16 protein-coding genes are annotated in these 16,376 nt (G+C 60.7%); 9 read left to right on the top strand and 7 right to left on the bottom strand.

Annotated elements, in window-relative coordinates; translation table 11 throughout:
- Positions 1-2 precede the first annotated feature (2 nt).
- The 4 genes from EZI54_RS10385 to EZI54_RS10370 are packed head-to-tail and all read right to left on the bottom strand — an operon-like array spanning position 3 to position 3,443.
- Positions 3-1,265 (bottom strand): NAD(P)/FAD-dependent oxidoreductase, encoded by a 1,263-nt coding sequence (locus tag EZI54_RS10385; RefSeq protein WP_131481696.1) that lies wholly within the window; start codon positions 1,263-1,265, stop codon positions 3-5.
- On the bottom strand, positions 1,262-2,056 hold the full coding sequence (locus EZI54_RS10380) for an SDR family NAD(P)-dependent oxidoreductase (RefSeq protein WP_131481694.1): 795 nt from the start codon (positions 2,054-2,056) through the stop codon (positions 1,262-1,264). Before EZI54_RS10380 ends, EZI54_RS10385 begins: the two co-directional genes overlap by 4 nt.
- Entirely contained in the window at positions 2,053-2,487 is a 435-nt protein-coding gene (locus tag EZI54_RS10375) for a nuclear transport factor 2 family protein (protein ID WP_242674415.1), read from the bottom strand. Before EZI54_RS10375 ends, EZI54_RS10380 begins: the two co-directional genes overlap by 4 nt.
- The gene (locus EZI54_RS10370; RefSeq protein ID WP_131481692.1) at positions 2,484-3,443 is read right to left on the bottom strand and encodes an acyl-CoA desaturase; all 960 of its coding nucleotides are present in this window, start codon (positions 3,441-3,443) and stop codon (positions 2,484-2,486) included. Before EZI54_RS10370 ends, EZI54_RS10375 begins: the two co-directional genes overlap by 4 nt.
- Before the next feature lie 124 nt (positions 3,444-3,567).
- Between EZI54_RS10370 and EZI54_RS10365 the strand changes: the two genes are divergently transcribed.
- Positions 3,568-4,620 carry an NAD(P)/FAD-dependent oxidoreductase gene (locus EZI54_RS10365; RefSeq protein WP_131481690.1) on the top strand — a complete coding sequence of 351 codons (1,053 nt, stop codon included), beginning with the start codon at positions 3,568-3,570 and terminating at the stop codon, positions 4,618-4,620.
- Here the strand turns inward: EZI54_RS10365 and EZI54_RS10360 are convergent.
- On the bottom strand, positions 4,577-6,043 hold the full coding sequence (locus EZI54_RS10360) for an HD domain-containing protein (RefSeq protein WP_131481688.1): 1,467 nt from the start codon (positions 6,041-6,043) through the stop codon (positions 4,577-4,579). The two genes, EZI54_RS10365 and EZI54_RS10360, sit on opposite strands and share 44 nt — an antisense overlap.
- A gap of 124 nt (positions 6,044-6,167) precedes the next feature.
- Between EZI54_RS10360 and EZI54_RS10355 the strand changes: the two genes are divergently transcribed.
- The 4 genes from EZI54_RS10355 to EZI54_RS10340 all read left to right on the top strand — a co-directional run bounded on the left by EZI54_RS10355 (position 6,168) and on the right by EZI54_RS10340 (position 9,487).
- Positions 6,168-7,352, top strand: a complete 1,185-nt coding sequence (locus EZI54_RS10355; RefSeq protein WP_131481687.1) for a PP2C family protein-serine/threonine phosphatase — start codon at positions 6,168-6,170, stop codon at positions 7,350-7,352.
- A gap of 1 nt (position 7,353) precedes the next feature.
- Positions 7,354-7,842 (top strand): STAS domain-containing protein, encoded by a 489-nt coding sequence (locus tag EZI54_RS10350; protein WP_131481685.1) that lies wholly within the window; start codon positions 7,354-7,356, stop codon positions 7,840-7,842.
- Positions 7,843-7,941: 99 nt separating this feature from the next.
- Positions 7,942-9,012, top strand: a complete 1,071-nt coding sequence (locus EZI54_RS10345) for an NAD(P)H-dependent glycerol-3-phosphate dehydrogenase (protein WP_131481683.1) — start codon at positions 7,942-7,944, stop codon at positions 9,010-9,012.
- A gap of 19 nt (positions 9,013-9,031) precedes the next feature.
- Positions 9,032-9,487, top strand: coding sequence for a SixA phosphatase family protein (locus EZI54_RS10340; protein WP_131481743.1), 456 nt, complete (start codon positions 9,032-9,034; stop codon positions 9,485-9,487).
- Position 9,488: 1 nt separating this feature from the next.
- Here the strand turns inward: EZI54_RS10340 and EZI54_RS10335 are convergent, their stop codons facing one another.
- Complete coding sequence (locus EZI54_RS10335; RefSeq protein ID WP_242674413.1) at positions 9,489-10,643, bottom strand: aminotransferase class V-fold PLP-dependent enzyme; 1,155 nt, start codon at positions 10,641-10,643, stop codon at positions 9,489-9,491.
- Between the two features lie 157 nt (positions 10,644-10,800).
- Here EZI54_RS10335 and EZI54_RS10330 point away from each other — a divergent pair, with 157 nt between their 5' ends.
- Together EZI54_RS10330 and EZI54_RS10325 are read left to right on the top strand one after the other, a co-directional pair.
- The gene (locus EZI54_RS10330; protein WP_131481681.1) at positions 10,801-11,361 is read left to right on the top strand and encodes a DUF1285 domain-containing protein; all 561 of its coding nucleotides are present in this window, start codon (positions 10,801-10,803) and stop codon (positions 11,359-11,361) included.
- A 273-nt stretch (positions 11,362-11,634) separates the two neighbouring features.
- Positions 11,635-12,096 carry an FKBP-type peptidyl-prolyl cis-trans isomerase gene (locus EZI54_RS10325; RefSeq protein ID WP_131481679.1) on the top strand — a complete coding sequence of 154 codons (462 nt, stop codon included), beginning with the start codon at positions 11,635-11,637 and terminating at the stop codon, positions 12,094-12,096.
- 145 nt (positions 12,097-12,241) lie between these two features.
- On the opposite strand, the gene EZI54_RS10320 is transcribed toward EZI54_RS10325, so the two are convergent.
- Positions 12,242-13,894 (bottom strand): electron transfer flavoprotein-ubiquinone oxidoreductase, encoded by a 1,653-nt coding sequence (locus EZI54_RS10320; protein ID WP_131481677.1) that lies wholly within the window; start codon positions 13,892-13,894, stop codon positions 12,242-12,244.
- 738 nt (positions 13,895-14,632) lie between these two features.
- Here EZI54_RS10320 and EZI54_RS10315 point away from each other — a divergent pair.
- On the top strand, positions 14,633-15,382 hold the full coding sequence (locus EZI54_RS10315) for an electron transfer flavoprotein subunit beta/FixA family protein (protein WP_131481675.1): 750 nt from the start codon (positions 14,633-14,635) through the stop codon (positions 15,380-15,382).
- Entirely contained in the window at positions 15,383-16,324 is a 942-nt protein-coding gene (locus EZI54_RS10310) for an electron transfer flavoprotein subunit alpha/FixB family protein (protein ID WP_131481673.1), read from the top strand.
- The last annotated feature ends 52 nt before the right edge of the window (positions 16,325-16,376 follow it).

Below are 16,376 nucleotides of genomic sequence, written 5' to 3'. Positions count from 1 at the left end.
GGCTATATCCCCACCCCAAAGGCGCTGGTCACCCGCAGGGCGCTGCGCACGCCGTCTTCGTGGAAGCCGTTGAACCAGTAGGCGCCGCAGAAGTGGGTCCGGTTGTGACCGCCAATCTCGGCGTAGCGTTGCTGGGCGTTGACCGCGGCCATCGTGAACACCGGATGGGCGTAACTGTATCGCTCGATAATGCGGGCCGGATCGATGGCATCGGACCGGTTCAGGGTGACGCAGAAGGTTTCCGGTGCGTCGTCGAAATTCTGCAGGATGTTCATGTCGTAGGTGACTGAGACCGGCTCGGTCGGGTGTTCCGGAATCGTATAGTTCCAGGCGGCCCAGGCACGGCGGCTGCGGGGCAGAAGCCGGTCGTCGGTATGCAGCACCACGTCGTTATCCTGGTATTCGATCGCCCCGAGGATATCCGCTTCCGCGTCGGTCGGATCGGCCAGCATCGCCAGCGCCTGATCGCTGTGACAGCCCAGGATCACCTGGTCGAAGGATTCGGTCTGGCCATTAACGGCGACATCGACGTGATCGTCAAAGCGGCGGATGGCGGAAACGGGACTGCTCAGCCGGGTGAGTGGCCCGAGTTTCTCCATCATCCGGTCGACGTAGCTGGCCGACCCGCCGCAAATGACGCGCCAGGTGGGCCGGTCGTCCACCGACAGCATGCCGTGGTTGTTGAAGAACTGCAGGAAGAACCGAACCGGAAACTGCTCCAGCACGATTTCCGGAGCCGACCAGATGGCGGCACCCATCGGCACGATGTAGAAGTTACGGAAATACCGGGAATAGCGGTTGCGGTTGAGATACTCGCCCAGGGTTTCGTCGTCACTGATCCTGCCGGCGGCGAGATCAATGCGGGTCTGCTTGTTGAACCTGAGAATCTCCCGGACCATGTTCAGGAACGGCGGATTCAGCAGGTTACGTCTCTGCGCGAACAGGGTGTTGAGGCTGGTGCCGTTGTATTCCAGCCCGGTCCTCCCGCAGGCCACGCTGAAGCTCATGTCGCTCTCTTCCCAGGCAACGTTGAGCCGGTCCATCAGCTTGATGAAATTGGGGTAGGTCCAGTCATTGAACACAATGAAACCGGTGTTGACCGCCCAGGTGCGACCGCCCAGTTCGGCCGGGCGGGTGTTGGTGTGACCGCCGGCGTAATCCGCTGCCTCGAACAGGGTCACGTCGTGATGATCGGCCAGCAACCAGGCGCTGGTGAGGCCGGAGATACCTCCGCCGACGACGGCTATTTTCTGTCGGTTTGTCATTCAGGGTGTTCCTTGGATGATCGGGTCATTCGGGCGGCCAGTCGGTCCATCCAGCTCTGTGGTAATGCGCCCAGCAGTTTCAGTGTCACCGTAAAGCGCCGGGGGAAATGGATCTCGGCGGCGCCGCGATGCAGTCCCCTGATGATACGATCGGCGGCCTCGGTGGCCTCGATGAGGCAGGGCATGGGGAAATCGTTGCGATCGGTTAGCGGTGTTCTCACGAATCCCGGGGAAACCAGCGTGACCCGGATACCTTCGGCCGCCAGATCGGCCCGCAGAGAATGGGCCAGGTAGGCCAGCGCCGCCTTGGAGGCGCCGTAACCCTCGGCCCGGCCGAATGGGAACCACCAGGCCGAGGAGCCGACGATCACCAGTTCGGCGGGCAGGCCCTGGCGGCGGGCGTGGCGCAGGGCGGGCAGCACGGCTTCCATGCTGCGGGCGGTGCCCGTGACGTTGGTATGCAGGTTGTGTTCGATCACATCGGCGTCGAAGCTCCGTACGTCCAGATACTCGCAGGTGCCGGCGTTAAGAATCGCCATTTGCACCGGTGCCTGTCTGGTAAACGTTTCGGACAGCGCGCCGAGGGTTTCGCGATCCGTGGTGTCGGCCGGCGCAACGGTGACCTGACCGGGGTAGGACGCGGCCAGTGTCTCCAGCGATTCGCGCCGCCTCCCGGTGGCGATCACCCGCTGGCCCTGTTCCAGCAGGGCCTGGGCCAGCGCCCTGCCGATGCCGGAGGTCGCGCCCGTCAGCCAGAGGGTTATCGGGCGGTCAAGCGTGGAGTGGCTCATGCCGCGTATTTCCTGATCAGACGGACCGCCGAGCCCAGCACCGGCAAGTGCTCGTAAAGTAACTGACCGGCGTCGAAATAATCGCGATGCGCAATAACCAGGTCGTCAGCCAGCTGCAAGTGACTGATACCGTCCACCTGTACCGGCGCCCCGCGGCGGATGCGGCGATGCTGGAGCGTCATCGTCCAGGGCAGGCAGACGGCGTGATCGGCGCCGATCACATCGTCGAAGTGGAAGCGGCAACTGATAACATTGGTATAGGCGCTGGTGAAATAATCAGTCACCGCGTCCAGACCTTCTATGGAGACGAACGGATCCGTGAACCGGACATCGGGACTGTAGACGGTCTCCAGTGCTCCGATCCGATCCGAGGACATCTGGTTGAAAAGCCGCTGGAATCGATCCAGGCAGGTCTCCGGCATGACGGTCATGCGACATCCCTCCGGTGTTGACGGTCAATCTCGATGGCCTCTTGACGGATGTGCTCGGGCAGGCGATTGAGGTCATGGATGATGCCCAGCTTCTCCATCAGCCACAGCAGGTAATAGGTAACGTCGATTTCGTACCAGCGGAAGCCCTGGCGGGCGGACAGTGGCCATCGGTGATGATTGTTGTGCCAGCCTTCACCCAGGGTCAGCAGCGCAAGCCAGACGTTGTTGCGGCTGTCGTCCTCGGTTTCGAAGCGGCGCCGGCCCCAGACATGGGCCAGGGAATTGATCGATACTGTGGCGTGGAACAGGGCAACCGTAGAGATGCAGAAACCCCAGACCACCAGTTGCAGGCCGCTGGTGCCGAGACCGGGTGCCCAGCGGGCCAGGGCTTCGCCCAGCAGGTAGATCAGGGTGATACAGACGGCGGGCATCAGGGCGTCGAAGCGGTTGATAAAGCGTAACTCGGGGAATTTGAGCCAGTCGCGCACCCGCTTGTCGTCCATGGCGAAGCCGGCATCACAGGTGAACCAGCCGATGTGGGACCACCAGAAGCCGCCGTGCTGGGGCGAATGCAGATCCTCCGGGGCGTCGGAATGCTGATGGTGGTGCCGGTGATGGGCCGCCCACCAGAGCGGGCCGCGTTGGGCGGCGCTGGCACCCAGCAGGGCGAAGACAAACTGCCAGCCCCGGCTGGTCTTGAACGTCTTGTGTGAGAAATAACGATGGTAGAAACCGGTGATGGCAAACATGCGCACCACAAAGAAAGCAATCGCAAAGCCAACGGCAAACGCGCTGGATCCGGTCCAGATCACACCAAGGCAGGCCAGGTGAAGCGCCAGGAAGGGCAGCACCCGAATCCAGTTGAAAGCGCGGGACTGCCGGTCAAGCTGATCCGAATGCGCTTCGGAATCGAACCACCTTTGGATACTGTAATAGCAATGCTGAACTCGGGTCATGAACGTCGATGCCTTATCAATACACGGTCTGGATGATGCGAATGCCCTGACCCCGGTTGCGCCCGGGACCTGGCGGCGATGACTGTACGTTTAAAACCAACACTTTGGATGCCTCACCTTGCACATGGATCACACTCAACCAGTCGAAAGCGTTATACGAAGCGTCGCGATTGTTGGTTCAGGGATGAGCGGACTGACGGCTGCAATTCAACTGAGGGAGGCCGGGCTGAGCGTTACCCTGTTCGAGAAGGGCCGTGGCCCGGGCGGTCGCCTGGCTGCGCGGCGGGTGCCGGACGGAACGATCGATATCGGGGCGCAGTATTTCACCATCCGCGATCCGGCGTTTCGCCGGTTCCTGGAAAACTGGGCCGGAAATGACTCATTTGGGGAATGGCACGGCCAGCTCCGCTTCCAGCAGGACGATGGTCGTTGGACCGATTTCATGGCCGGCCCCCGGTACGTCGGCGTTCCGCGGATGAGCGTCATCTCCCGTGCCCTGGCAACGGACCTGGCGATTCACTACAACACCCGCATTGCCCGGGTATTGCCGGCCGGATCCGGTTGGGCGCTGGAGGATACCGAAGGGGTGGAGCAGGGCATGTTCGATGCCGTCGTCATCAGCACACCGCCGGCGCAGATCCGCGACTTGCTGGCGGCGTCGGACACCGGCCTCGATGACTCCGCCCACGAACTGGTGGCGCTGCCACTGGATGCCTGCTGGGCGGTCATGGCGGCTTTTCCGGAGAACCCCTGTCCGGGCGTGGATGGCTTCAGTTGCCGGCACCCGGCCTTGCAGTGGGCCGCCAACAACAGCAGCAAGCCCGGCCGGGAGAACGACGGTTGCTGGTGGGTGCTGCATGCCCGTGCGGACTGGTCGGAAGAACACCGGGGCGCGGATCCGGACTGGGTTGCCCATCAGTTACTGGATGCCTTCGGCGCGTGTGCCCACCTGTCGACGCTTCCGGAGACGGTCCTGACGCACCGTTGGCTTTACGCCAAGACCCGGGACGGTGGCGACCGCCCCGGCCATATCTGGCATGCCCGGGAGCGTATCGGGTTTTGTGGTGACTGGCTGGCCGGGGGCCGGGTCGAAGGCGCTTTCCAGAGCGGGCTGGCCCTGGCTGGCTCAATGCTCAGGTCCCGCGAAGCAGGGCCGGACGACGATAGAAATGGGTGATGGTGCCGTCCCCGAACTTTGAGAAGAAGGCACTGACGTCGGTAATCCGCTTCAGGTGGCGCCGCCGGGTCACCGGTTCGCGCATCAGCACCTTGATGCCGTTGAAGTTGTCCTGGATGTTGGAGAAGCGGGCGCGCATCGTGCAGGTGACCACCTCGGACGGGGACGTGCCCAGCATGCCGGCCAACTTCTCGATGTGCGCCTGTTGCTGTTCCGGTGCCAGGTTCTCCCGGGTATCGAGGTGATCGAGCCGGATCCGGTCCACGATGCACTTGGAGTAGCTGTTCGGTACCTGGCGGGCCTTGCGTCGGAAGGCTTCCCAGAAGAAGTTGTCCGTCAGCTCGGCGAAATAATCCATGCGGCTCAGGCACACATCGACCCAGTCGAACGTCTCCGGATCCTCCAGCACCTCGTTGATCGCTTCCCGCAACAGCCAGTCGAAGCCCAGCGCCGTCTTGTGGGCATACACCTTGCGGTACATCTGGTAGCGGCTGTAGACGAAGTCCTCCAGCGCGCCCAGGCCTTTCTGGGTGATGGCCAGTCCCAGCCAGGGCTCTTCCACATTCCAGCCGAAGCGCAGGTTGCTCAGGAGGTGGTCGAGATTGAACCCGCCGATGGTGACGGACGAGTGGAAACCGTCCCTCAGCATGTAGTCGGCACGGTCCGCGTCGATCTCGCCGGACACGATCGAGGACAGCAGATCCATCACCAGGCGGGGGGTCGAGGTGTCCTGGAGGGCACCGGCGTGGGCGTCCGGCCCGGCAATAAACGACCAGAACGTCTCGGCGTGGCGGCAGAAGGTGTCGGACGGGGAAACGCGGGTGGTTTCCATAATGCCCAGGACATCGTTACGATGCAGCCCGGCGGCTTCCAGATCAGTGTTTTCGAGGACGTCGTAGGCGACCCGGACGGAGTAGTGCTCGTGCTCCAGTTCCTCCGGCGGCTGGCGATAGATGTCGCTGATATCGATGCCTTCCCAGAGATCCCGGAAGCGGCTCGGACGGCTCATCAGTTCCTTGATCCGGCGCGCCTGGGTGAACTGGTGCGAAAAGCTGGAATGCCCGCTGTCGTGCAGCAGGCAGGCCAGGCGAATGATCTTGGACAGGTAGTCGATCGCCTCGAGTTGCGTCAGCGTCAGGTCCACATCCCGGCTGAGCTGTTGTTCCCGCAGATAGGCGTTGATCATCGAACGGAACATGCGGGTTCCCACGTGCATCACGCCGATGCTGTGCAGGAACCGCGAGTGGGTCGCCCCGGGGAAGACCAGGCTCAGGATGTCGTTCTGGCAGATATTGCGCAGACGCTGGTACAGCGGGTGGTCGATTACCTGAATCTCGTGGCGATACAAGGGGATACCGCCATGTACCGGATCCATGATGAGCTTGTCGTAGGCGCCCAGCAGGTCATCTATCGCTCGTGGCATGCGGGAAAGGCCTCCTCAGGCTTGTTATATGTCGCCGCCGTGCCAGAATAGCGGATAAGGGGAGCCCCTGAAATGGCCATGTGATATCCCGTTGATACAGCGGGTGTTCTCGGAGGAAGTTTAAATGGGATCGCGCACTGAGCGCATTCTGATTATTGATCCGGACCCCGCGGCTGCCAAGGAACTGGATCGTTTCCTGGAATCCCGGGGCTTTTATGTCAGTATGCACGCCAGTATCAAGAAGGCCGAGGCCGCATTCGAGGACGACATGCCCGATGCGATTTTTGCCGACGTTTCCGCCGATGGCATCCGCAAACTTGTCGACCGTATGGATGACGAAGAGGCCTTCGTGCCGGTCATCGCCTGCCATGCCTCGGAAACGGCCGAAGAGGTGATCTCGGCACTGCGCGCCGGTGCCGCCGACTTCGTGATCAAACCCTACCGCGACAAGGAGTTGCTGGACGACGTCCTGGCCAAGATGTTCGACCGGGTCAGGGTGTCGCGGCTGAACCAGGTCTACCGCCAGGAACTGGAAGCGGCCAACCGCGACCTTCGCGCCGGGATTGCGGAATTGCGGGCGGATCAGCGGGCCGGGCGCAAGGTGCAGCTCAAGATGCTGCCGGACCGGCACTTTGAGTCGTCTGCGGTGTCTATCGATCATATGATCAAGCCGTCCCTCTACCTGAGTGGCGATTTTCTCGACTATTTCCCGCTGGATGAGAACCGGACGCTGGTCTACATTGCCGATGTTTCCGGCCATGGCGCCAGTTCGGCGTTTGTGACCGTATTACTGAAGAATCTGACGAATCGGCTACAACGTAATGTAAGAAGGGGATCAAGCAATGATATCCTGTATCCGGACCGGTTCCTGCAGCGCATCAATTCGGAATTGCTGGACACCGGCCTGGGCAAGCACCTGACCGTGTTTGCCGGGATCATCTACCATCGGGAGCGCAAACTGGCCTATGCCGTCGGTGCACACTTCCCGATGCCGATGGTCGGTAATGCGAAGGGCGAGTGGCATTTTCTGGAAGGTACCGGCTTGCCGGTCGGCCTGTTTGAGAGCCCGACCTGGGAGGTCTATGAGATGCCGCTGGAGGAGGGATTCCGCCTGATCCTGTTTTCCGACGGAATCCTGGAAGTCATCAAGGCCCGCAGCCTCGATGAAAAGGAACGACAACTACTTGAAGTCGTCTCCGGAGGTCGTCACACTATCGCATCCCTGAGTGATGCGCTGAACCTCGACGCAATCACGGAATTGCCGGACGATATCGCTATTGTGACAGTGACAGACGTAGTGGCGAACTAAGATGTCTAGCTACAAGATACTGCAAGCTGAGCAACAAGGGATTTATGTCCTGAAGTTTATCGGTGAAATCCGGCTGAACCTGTGTTCGACGCTGGACAATCTGGTTGAGTCCATCACAAACGACCCCGAATTCCGCACGGTCGTCATTGATCTCTCCGAAACCGAGATTATCGACAGCACCACGCTGGGGCTGCTGGCGAAGATCGCCATGGCAGCCGAGAAGCGCAGCCATTTCCTGCCGACACTGATCTCCACCAATCCCGACGTAACCCGCATCATTACATCCATGGGATTCGACAAGATTTTCATCATCGTGCGCGAACCCGCCTCCCGGATTGAAGAGCTGGAAGAGATTCCGGTGCTGCGGGCCAGCGAGCAGCAGGTCCGTGACAAGGTACTGGATGCACACCGGGTCCTGATGGGCATGAACAGCCGCAATCGCGAAGAGTTCAAGAACCTGGTACGGGCGCTGGAGTGCGAGGAGCCCTGATCCGGGGTGCCGCATCCGCCTGTTTTTGCCATGCTGATCCGCTTCGCCCGAACGCCGCCCGTCGCCCTGCATCCCTGATTCACACACCACGGTATTTTCATGTCTGACAGCAAAACAGCGACATCCGCCCATCCATCCGCTCCCACCGGCCGGCAGGTTGCCGTACTCGGCGGCGGCAGTTTCGGCACGGCGATGACCAAGGTCCTGGCGGAAAACGGCCATACCGTCCGCTTCTGGATGCGAAATGAGACGCAGGTTGAGGAAGTCCGTACCCAGGGAACGAACACCCGATACATGCCGGATGTCGTGCTGGCGGGCGACATTCGACCCACCACGGATTTTCGCGAAGCCGTCCATGGCGCCGAAGCGATCTTTCTCGCGATTCCAAGCAAGGCGTTTCGCGATGTGATCCGTGAGCACGCGGCCGAATTCGAGGATGGGCAGGTGGTGGTCAGCCTGACCAAGGGCATTGAGAAGGACGGTTTCCGCCTGATGAGCGAAATCCTCCAGGAGGAGATTCCGCGCACCCGTATCGGCGTGCTGAGCGGCCCCAACCTCGCGCAGGAGATTGCTGAGCGGGATTTGACGGCGACCGTTATTGCGGCCAAGGAGCCGGAAGTCCGTAATCGGGTCCAACAATTGTTGGGGTGTGACTATTTCCGGGTCTACGCCAATGTCGATGTCTACGGCGTGGAGTTGGCCGGCGCCCTGAAGAATATCTATGCGATCGTGGCGGGCATGGCGTCGGCCCTGTCGCTGGGTGAGAATGCCCGCGCCATGCTGATCACCCGGAGTCTGGCGGAAATGAGCCGGTTTGCCGTGAGTCTCGGGGCCAACCCGATGACGTTCATGGGCCTGGCCGGTGTCGGCGATCTGATCGTGACCTGCACCTCGTCCAAGAGCCGGAACTTCCGTATCGGTTACGCTGTCGGCAAGGGTCAGGAACTGGAGGATGCCGTTGCCGAACTGGGGCAGGTGGCTGAAGGCATACGCACGCTGCAGCTGGTCAAGGACAAGGCCGAGGACATGGGGGTGCCCATGCCGCTGGTTGGCGGTCTGCACAAGATCCTGTACAGCGATGCCTCGATCCATGACGTCATTAATGGGCTGATGACAGCGGTGCAGAATTCGGACGTGGAGTTTATCCTGCCACGCACCCTGTCATCCTGAGGTGTAAGGGGTGGCTGCTGTGAAACTGATCATCATGCGACACGGTGAAGCCGGCTGGCACAGCATCGACCAGATGCGGGAGCTGACCGAGGCCGGCCGCTTCGCATGCGGCCGGGTGGCCAGTGACATTGCGTCCTCCCGCTGGCGGCCGGAGCTGATCTGGTGCTCGACCCTGACCCGGGCCCAGCAGACGGCCTCGATCGTGGGCGAGGTGATCAACGTGCCGGTCATCGAACGGCCGTTCCTGACCCCGGACGACGATCCGGGGGAGTGCCTGGATGCGCTGCTGACCGAGGACAACCTGCCGCATACGTTGATGATTATCTCCCACATGCCCCTGGTGGGATCGCTGTCCACCTTGCTGGTGGACGGCCACCGCCGCGGTATCCCGTTCATGACCAGCCAGGCAGTGGTACTCGACCTGCCCATCGTCGGGCCCGGTTGCGGCGACCTGAAGGCGCAATTCCTCGCCTGATTCAGCGGGTGCCAAGCCGCTTTCGAAGACGGGTCACCGCCTGACCCATCATACTTTCCGTCGTGTAGAAGTGCGGGGAGAAGCGGACGCCGCCGCCCCGGTTGGCACAGATCACCCGTTCGTCCATGAGCGCCTTATACAGATCCTGGGAATCCTGGCCATCGATCCGGAACGTCAGGATCCCTGAGCGCCGGCGTTCGTCCAATGGGCTCAGGATCTCGAGTTTGGGGATCTGCCGCAGCGCCTCCGCCAGGACGTCGACTTTGTTGAAAAGCTGCGCCTGCACACGGTCCATACCATATTCCAGCAGCAGGGCCGTACTGGCTTCCAGTGCATGGGCTGCCAGACTGTTGGGACTTCCGCATTCGAAGCGAACCGCCGACGGTGCGATACGCCAGCTCTTCTGGTCGAAGTTGCCCCGTTTATCCACCATATGCCAGCCGTATTCGCTCAGCCTGAGCTGGTCCCGCAGTTCCGGCCGTACATAGAAAACCCCAAGGCCCTCTGGACCCAGCAGCCACTTGTGGCCATCGGCCATGGTGAAATCAATCTGCGCGGCCTGTACGTCCATCGGCAGGGCGCCCAGACTCTGGATGGCGTCGACGCAGAACAGCACATTGGCGTCCCGGCAGGCCTGGCCGAGCCGTTCCAGATCCACCCGCAGCCCCGTGCCGTATTGCACGGAGCTGATGGATAACAGGCGGGTGCGTTCATTGAATGCGGCGATGATATCGGCTTCGCAATCGGGCCCGTTGAGGCTGACTTTGCGAACCTTGACCCCCTGGTCGGCGAGGGATTCCCAGACAATGCTGTTGGATGGGAATTCCTGGTCGGAGATAATGATCTCGTCGCCGGGGGACCAGGACAGTCCGTAGGCCACGAAGGACAGGGCTTCCGAGGTGTTCTTGACCAGCGCGATGTCGTCGGCTGAGGGGGCGTTCAGCAGTTGGGCGAGGTTCTCGCGCAACTGGCCCTCGACCTCCATCCAGCGCGGATAGTGCTGCGCGCCCCGTTCGGCGTTCTCGCGGGCAAAGCGTGCGACGGCGTCGGTGGCCCGGGCAGGCCAGGGTGCAACGGCGGCGTGGTTGAGGTAGCTGATATCAGGGTCGAGTTTAAATTCGCGATCCAGGTCCATGATACGATTGGGTATCCTCATGTCGACGTCTTGAATGATCCGGGTCGGGCCCACCAGGACGACACTACCACACAGAGAACCAGAGACGGAGCCATCCAGACCTATGTGGTCTTTTCCCATCGACAAGTATCAGGGAGCCCAGGCGGAGCGAGCCGGAATTCGATAAACGGGAGAGAACATGACAGACCAAACCAAGCGCATTGAAGAGCAGATCAGCGAGGCTCGGGCCGCCTTCGAGGGTCGTCCGCCGCTGGACAAGTGGCACCCGGAACTGTCCGGAGACATCGATATGCGCATCCTGCGGGATGGCACCTGGCTGTTCCAGGGGAACCCCTTGCAGCGTCAGGCGATGGTGCAGCTTTTCTCAACCATCCTGCGTCGCGAGGATGACGGCGAATACTATCTCGTAACGCCCGTCGAGAAGTGGCGCCTGGAGGTCGAGGATACGCCCTTGCTGGCTCATGGGCTTGAGGCCAGCGGGGAAGGGCGCGAACAGATGCTGACGCTGACGCTCAACACCGGCGAATCGCTGGTTATCGGCCCGGAGCATCCCCTGCGGATGGACCATTACGACAACGGCGAGCCACGGCCGCTGGTTGGCATTGTTCAGGGCCTCGAGGCCCGGCTGGTGACGCCAGCCTACTATGAGTTGGCCGAACACGCCGTGGCCAGCCCGGAGGACGACAGGGTGCTGGGCGTATGGAGCGATGGCCGGTTCTTTGAACTGGGACAGGTCTGATGCAACGCCAGGCGTTGTGACGGGGGCCGGACGGCTTGCTCCAAAAATCTGGCCGGCCCCCTTGAAAAACCGGGCTGCGGTCTCAACCTCAGGTAGCGTACGCAGCGAGACCTTTGTTAAGCTGTTGCACTAAACATCTTTGTTTTACTGTCGAGCCTGGCTCTCGAACGAGGATGGTTGTCGTTAGTCCCTCTGTGCAGTCCGCCTGTTCACGCACACTTTCGATTACCGAGTTAAACACATTGCTTATTTTGCGGCACGCAAGGAGATCACATGGCCCAACCTCGTGTTGTTACCATTCACTACACGCTCACCAACGACCAGGGCGAGCAGCTCGACTCTTCCCGTGTGGAAGGTCGTGAGCCGCTGACCTATCTGGAAGGCGCACAGAACATTATCAGCGGTCTGGAGTCAGCGCTGAACGAGAAGCAGGCTGGTGACCAGGTGCAGGTCTCCGTTGAGCCGGCCGAAGGCTACGGCGAGAAGAATGAAGAGCTGGTGCAGCCGGTTCCGCGCTCCGCCTTTGAAGGCGTCGACACCATCGAGCCGGGCATGCAGTTCCAGGCACAGACTCCGGGCGGCCCGCAGGTCGTTCGTGTCGTTGAAGTCCAGGAAGACAGCGTGACCATCGATGCCAACCACCCGCTGGCCGGTGAGACCCTGAACTTCGATGTGGAAGTCATCGAAACCCGCGAGCCGACCGAAGAAGAGGTAGAGCACGGCCACGTGCACTAAGCCTCAGGTGGGTTATCGAAAAAGCGGCTCATTGAGCCGCTTTTTTATGTCCGAAGAAAAGCGGGGCGCGAGTCCGGCTGTATGACGATGACCTTGCCATAAAAAAGGCGACCCGAAGGTCGCCTTTTAGTCCGGCCGAACGTTATTACATGTTCGGATAGTTCGGACCACCGCCGCCTTCCGGCGTAACCCAGGTGATGTTCTGGGCCGGATCCTTGATGTCGCAGGTCTTGCAGTGGACGCAGTTCTGCGCGTTGATCTGGAACTTCTTGCCACTGCCGTCGTCCGCTTCCACCACCTCGTACACGCCGGCAGGGCAGTAGCGCTGCGCCGGTTCGTTGTACTTCGGCAGGTTCTCCTGGATTGGAATATCCGGATCGGTCAGCTTCAGGTGAACCGGCTGATCTTCCTCGTGGTTGGTGTTGGAAATGAACACCGAGGACAGTCGGTCGAAGGTCAGGCTGTTGTCCGGCTTCGGATAGTCGATCTTCTTCGCCTGATCGGCCGGCTTCAGCGTGGCGTAATCCGGGATGGTATCCCGGAAGGTGATCGGCAGACTGCGATGCAGGATGTTCTGCTCCAGGTAGGCAATGCCGCCGCCGATGATGTTGCCGAACTTGTGCATGGCCGGACCGAAGTTGCGCTCGTCGTACAGTTCCTTGTACAGCCAGCTGTTCTCGAAACGCTCGGCGAAGCTGGTGATTTCCTCACCGGTCTTGCCTTCCTTCAGGGCCTCGAAGACCGCTTCCGCGCCCAGCAGGCCGGATTTCATGGCGGTGTGGGAGCCCTTGATCTTGGAACTGTTCAGCGTACCGGCGTCACAGCCCAGCAGCAGGCCGCCCGGGAAGCTCATCTTGGGCAGGGCGTTGTAGCCACCCTTGGTGATGGCCCGTGCGCCGTAGGCCACTCGCTTGCCGCCTTCCAGGTGCTTGCGGATCTCCGGGTGGAGCTTCAGGCGCTGGAATTCCTCGAACGGGCTCATGTGCGGGTTGCTGTAGGACAGGTCGGTGATCAAGCCGACGTACACCTGGCCGCCTTCCAGATGATACAGGAAGGACCCGCCGGTGGAGCCGGACTCATTCAGCGGCCAGCCGGTGGTGTGGATGACCAGGCCCGGCTCGTGCTTCTCCGGATCGATGTCCCACAGTTCCTTGATGCCGATGCCGTAGTGCTGCGGATCCTTGCCTTCATCGAGTTTGAAATCCTCGATCAGGCGCTTGCCCAGGTGGCCGCGGCAACCTTCTGTGAACAGGGTGTACTTGGCGCGCAGTTCCATGCCCGGCATGTAGCCGTCTTTATGGCTGCCGTCACGGGCCACGCCCATGTCGCCGGTGATGATGCCCTTGACCTGGCCCTCTTCGATGATGGTTTCGGAGGCCGCAAAGCCTGGGTAGACCTCGACGCCCAGGCCTTCGGCCTGTTCCGCCAGCCAGCGGCACAGGTTGCCCAGGCTGATAATGTAGTTGCCGTGGTTGTGCATGTTACGCGGCACGAAGGCATTGGGGACCTTGGTGGCTGAGTCCTGGCCGCGCAGGACGAAGATGTCGTCGCGGGTAACCGGCGTGTTCAGCGGGGCGCCTTTCTCTTTCCAGTCCGGGAAGAGCTCGTTGAGGGCGGTCGGCTCGAAAACGGTGCCGGCCAGGATATGGGCTCCCACTTCCGAGCCCTTCTCGACGACGCATACGGTGAGTTCCTCGCCGGATTCCTGTGCCATCTGCATGATGCGGCAGGCCGCGGACAGCCCTGCTGGGCCCGCACCGACGATCAGAACATCAAATTCCATCGATTCGCGTTCCACGTTGGTCTCCTCAAACTTCATTGTGGATATTGGGATTTCGACGCGCACCTTTGAAGCAGCGAAGAAGAATCCGGTTCTCTCTCGTTTTTAGGGTGTCCAGACGACAAAGATCAATATTGTGAATCGACTGGTTCGCACTGCGGTATTGGTAAATCGCTGTGCGGAGTATATAGTACCCGAAGCCTGGGCGACAAACGAACGTGTTACCGCCTGAAGGCTTGTGTCACAAGGGCAAAGGATACAATATAATAAAAGTCAAACAAACGTTTGTTTGAAATTCGCCATGCCCCGTGGCAATGTGGCGAACCATTGGCCCCAAATGCAATCAGGCAGGAGAGGTCAGCGGCTGCCGGCGGCTGTATAGTGGCGTCGCCAACGCGACGGCCATTAAATGCCTTACCGGGCGCCATTGTAATACCGATGACGGTGCTGTGTAATGCCTGCACGACTATTGACCCCCCTGGGCTTTGTCGTCAGTATTATGGCGCTTTTACTAAGGGGCCAAACTGCAAGCTGCCCCATGGTTCTGTGTGCATTTGTGCGGCTGCCGCACGCACCGTTGGTGAGAGGCCCGTCTGATAAAGAGCTGGAAAAGCCGGAAAAGAGGTCTCGACGAAACCGTACGATTGGTCCTTGGACGAATCGGTGCGACAGGAATCATTGGTATGGATGAGGCAATGCCCGTCAGATACTGCATGATTGCAAGTCTTAAACCCATCGTAGAAGAACGAGGAATCTATGAAGGTTCTGGTCGCTGTAAAACGTGTAATCGACTACAACGTAAAGGTTCGCGTCAAGCCGGATAACACCGGTGTCGATCTTGCCAACGTCAAGATGGCGATGAACCCTTTCTGCGAAATCGCTGTTGAAGAAGCGGTTCGCCTCAAAGAGAAAGGGGTTGCCACCGAAATTGTTGTGGTTTCCATTGGTCCCAAGGCTGCCCAGGAGCAGATCCGTACCGCACTGGCACTGGGTGCCGACCGCGGTATCCACGTCGAGACCGACGAGGAAGTCCAGTCCCTGGAAGCCGCCAAGCTGCTCAAGGCGGTGGTCGATAAGGAAGAGCCCAAGCTGGTTATCCTGGGCAAACAGTCCATCGACACCGACAACAACCAGACGGGCCAGATGCTGGCGGCACTGGCCGGCATGGCTCAGGGCACCTTTGCCTCCGAAGTGGTTGTTGAAGGCGAGAAGGTCAACGTGACCCGCGAGGTTGACGGCGGTCTGGTGACGGTTTCCCTGAACCTGCCGGCGGTTGTGACTACCGACCTGCGTCTGAACGAACCGCGTTACGCTTCGCTGCCGAACATCATGAAAGCCAAGAAGAAGCCGCTGGACAACATGAGCCCGGCGGATCTGGGCGTTGATGTGGCTCCGCGCCTGTCCACCCTGAAGGTGGAAGCACCGGCTGCACGCCAGGCCGGTATCAAGGTTGCCGATGTGGCAGAACTCGTCGACAAACTGAAGAACGAAGCGAAGGTGATCTAAATGAGCATCCTTGTAATTGCTGAACATGACAACAGCAGCCTGAAGCAGGCGACCCTGAATGTCGTCGCGGCGGCCAAGGCTGTAGGTGGTGATATCGACGTTCTGGTTGCCGGCGAGAACTGTGGAGCCGTCGGCGAAGATGCGGCCAAGATCGAAGGCGTCAACAAGGTCCTGGTTGCGGACAACGCCGCTTACGGCCACTTCCTGGCGGAAAACCTGTCCCTGCTGGTTGCCGACCTGGGCAAGAACTACGGCCATATCTTCGCGGTTGCCGGTACCACCGGTAAGGATTTCATGCCGCGCGTTGCGGCCCTGCTGGACGTAGCCCAGGTTTCCGACATCATCCGCGTCGAGTCTGAAGACACCTTCGTGCGTCCGATCTACGCGGGTAACGCCATCGCCACGGTGAAGAGCAGCGACGACATCAAGGTCGTCACCGTGCGTCCGACGGCGTTCGATCCGGTTGCCGGCGAAGGCGGCTCTGCTTCTGTCGAGACCGTTGACGGTGCGCACGACGCGGGCACCTCTTCCTTCGTCAGTGAGCAGCTGGCCGAGTCCGATCGTCCGGACCTGGGCAGTGCCGGTATTGTCATCTCCGGTGGCCGTGGCATGCAGAACGGCGAGAACTTCCAGATGCTGGAAAAAGTCGCGGATCTGCTGGGCGCTGCGGTTGGTGCCTCCCGCGCCGCGGTTGACGCCGGCTTCGTGCCGAACGATATGCAGGTCGGTCAGACCGGTAAGATCGTGGCTCCGCAGCTGTACATTGCCGTCGGTATCTCCGGCGCGATCCAGCACCTGGCGGGTATGTCCGACTCCAAGGTGATCGTTGCGATCAACAAGGACGAGGAAGCCCCGATCTTCCAGGTCGCGGACTACGGCCTCGTTGCGGACCTGTTCGAAGCGGTACCTCAGCTTGAGGAAGAACTGAAGAAAGTTCTGTAAAGGACTGTTTCAGTTGAAGAAGGGGCGCCATTGCGGCGCCCCTTTTTGTTTT

This window comes from Marinobacter halodurans (genome assembly GCF_004327985.1).
Lineage (GTDB): Bacteria > Pseudomonadota > Gammaproteobacteria > Pseudomonadales > Oleiphilaceae > Marinobacter_A > Marinobacter_A halodurans.
Note: the sequence above shows the minus strand (reverse complement) of the source record. Positions and strands in the feature narration are given on the sequence as shown.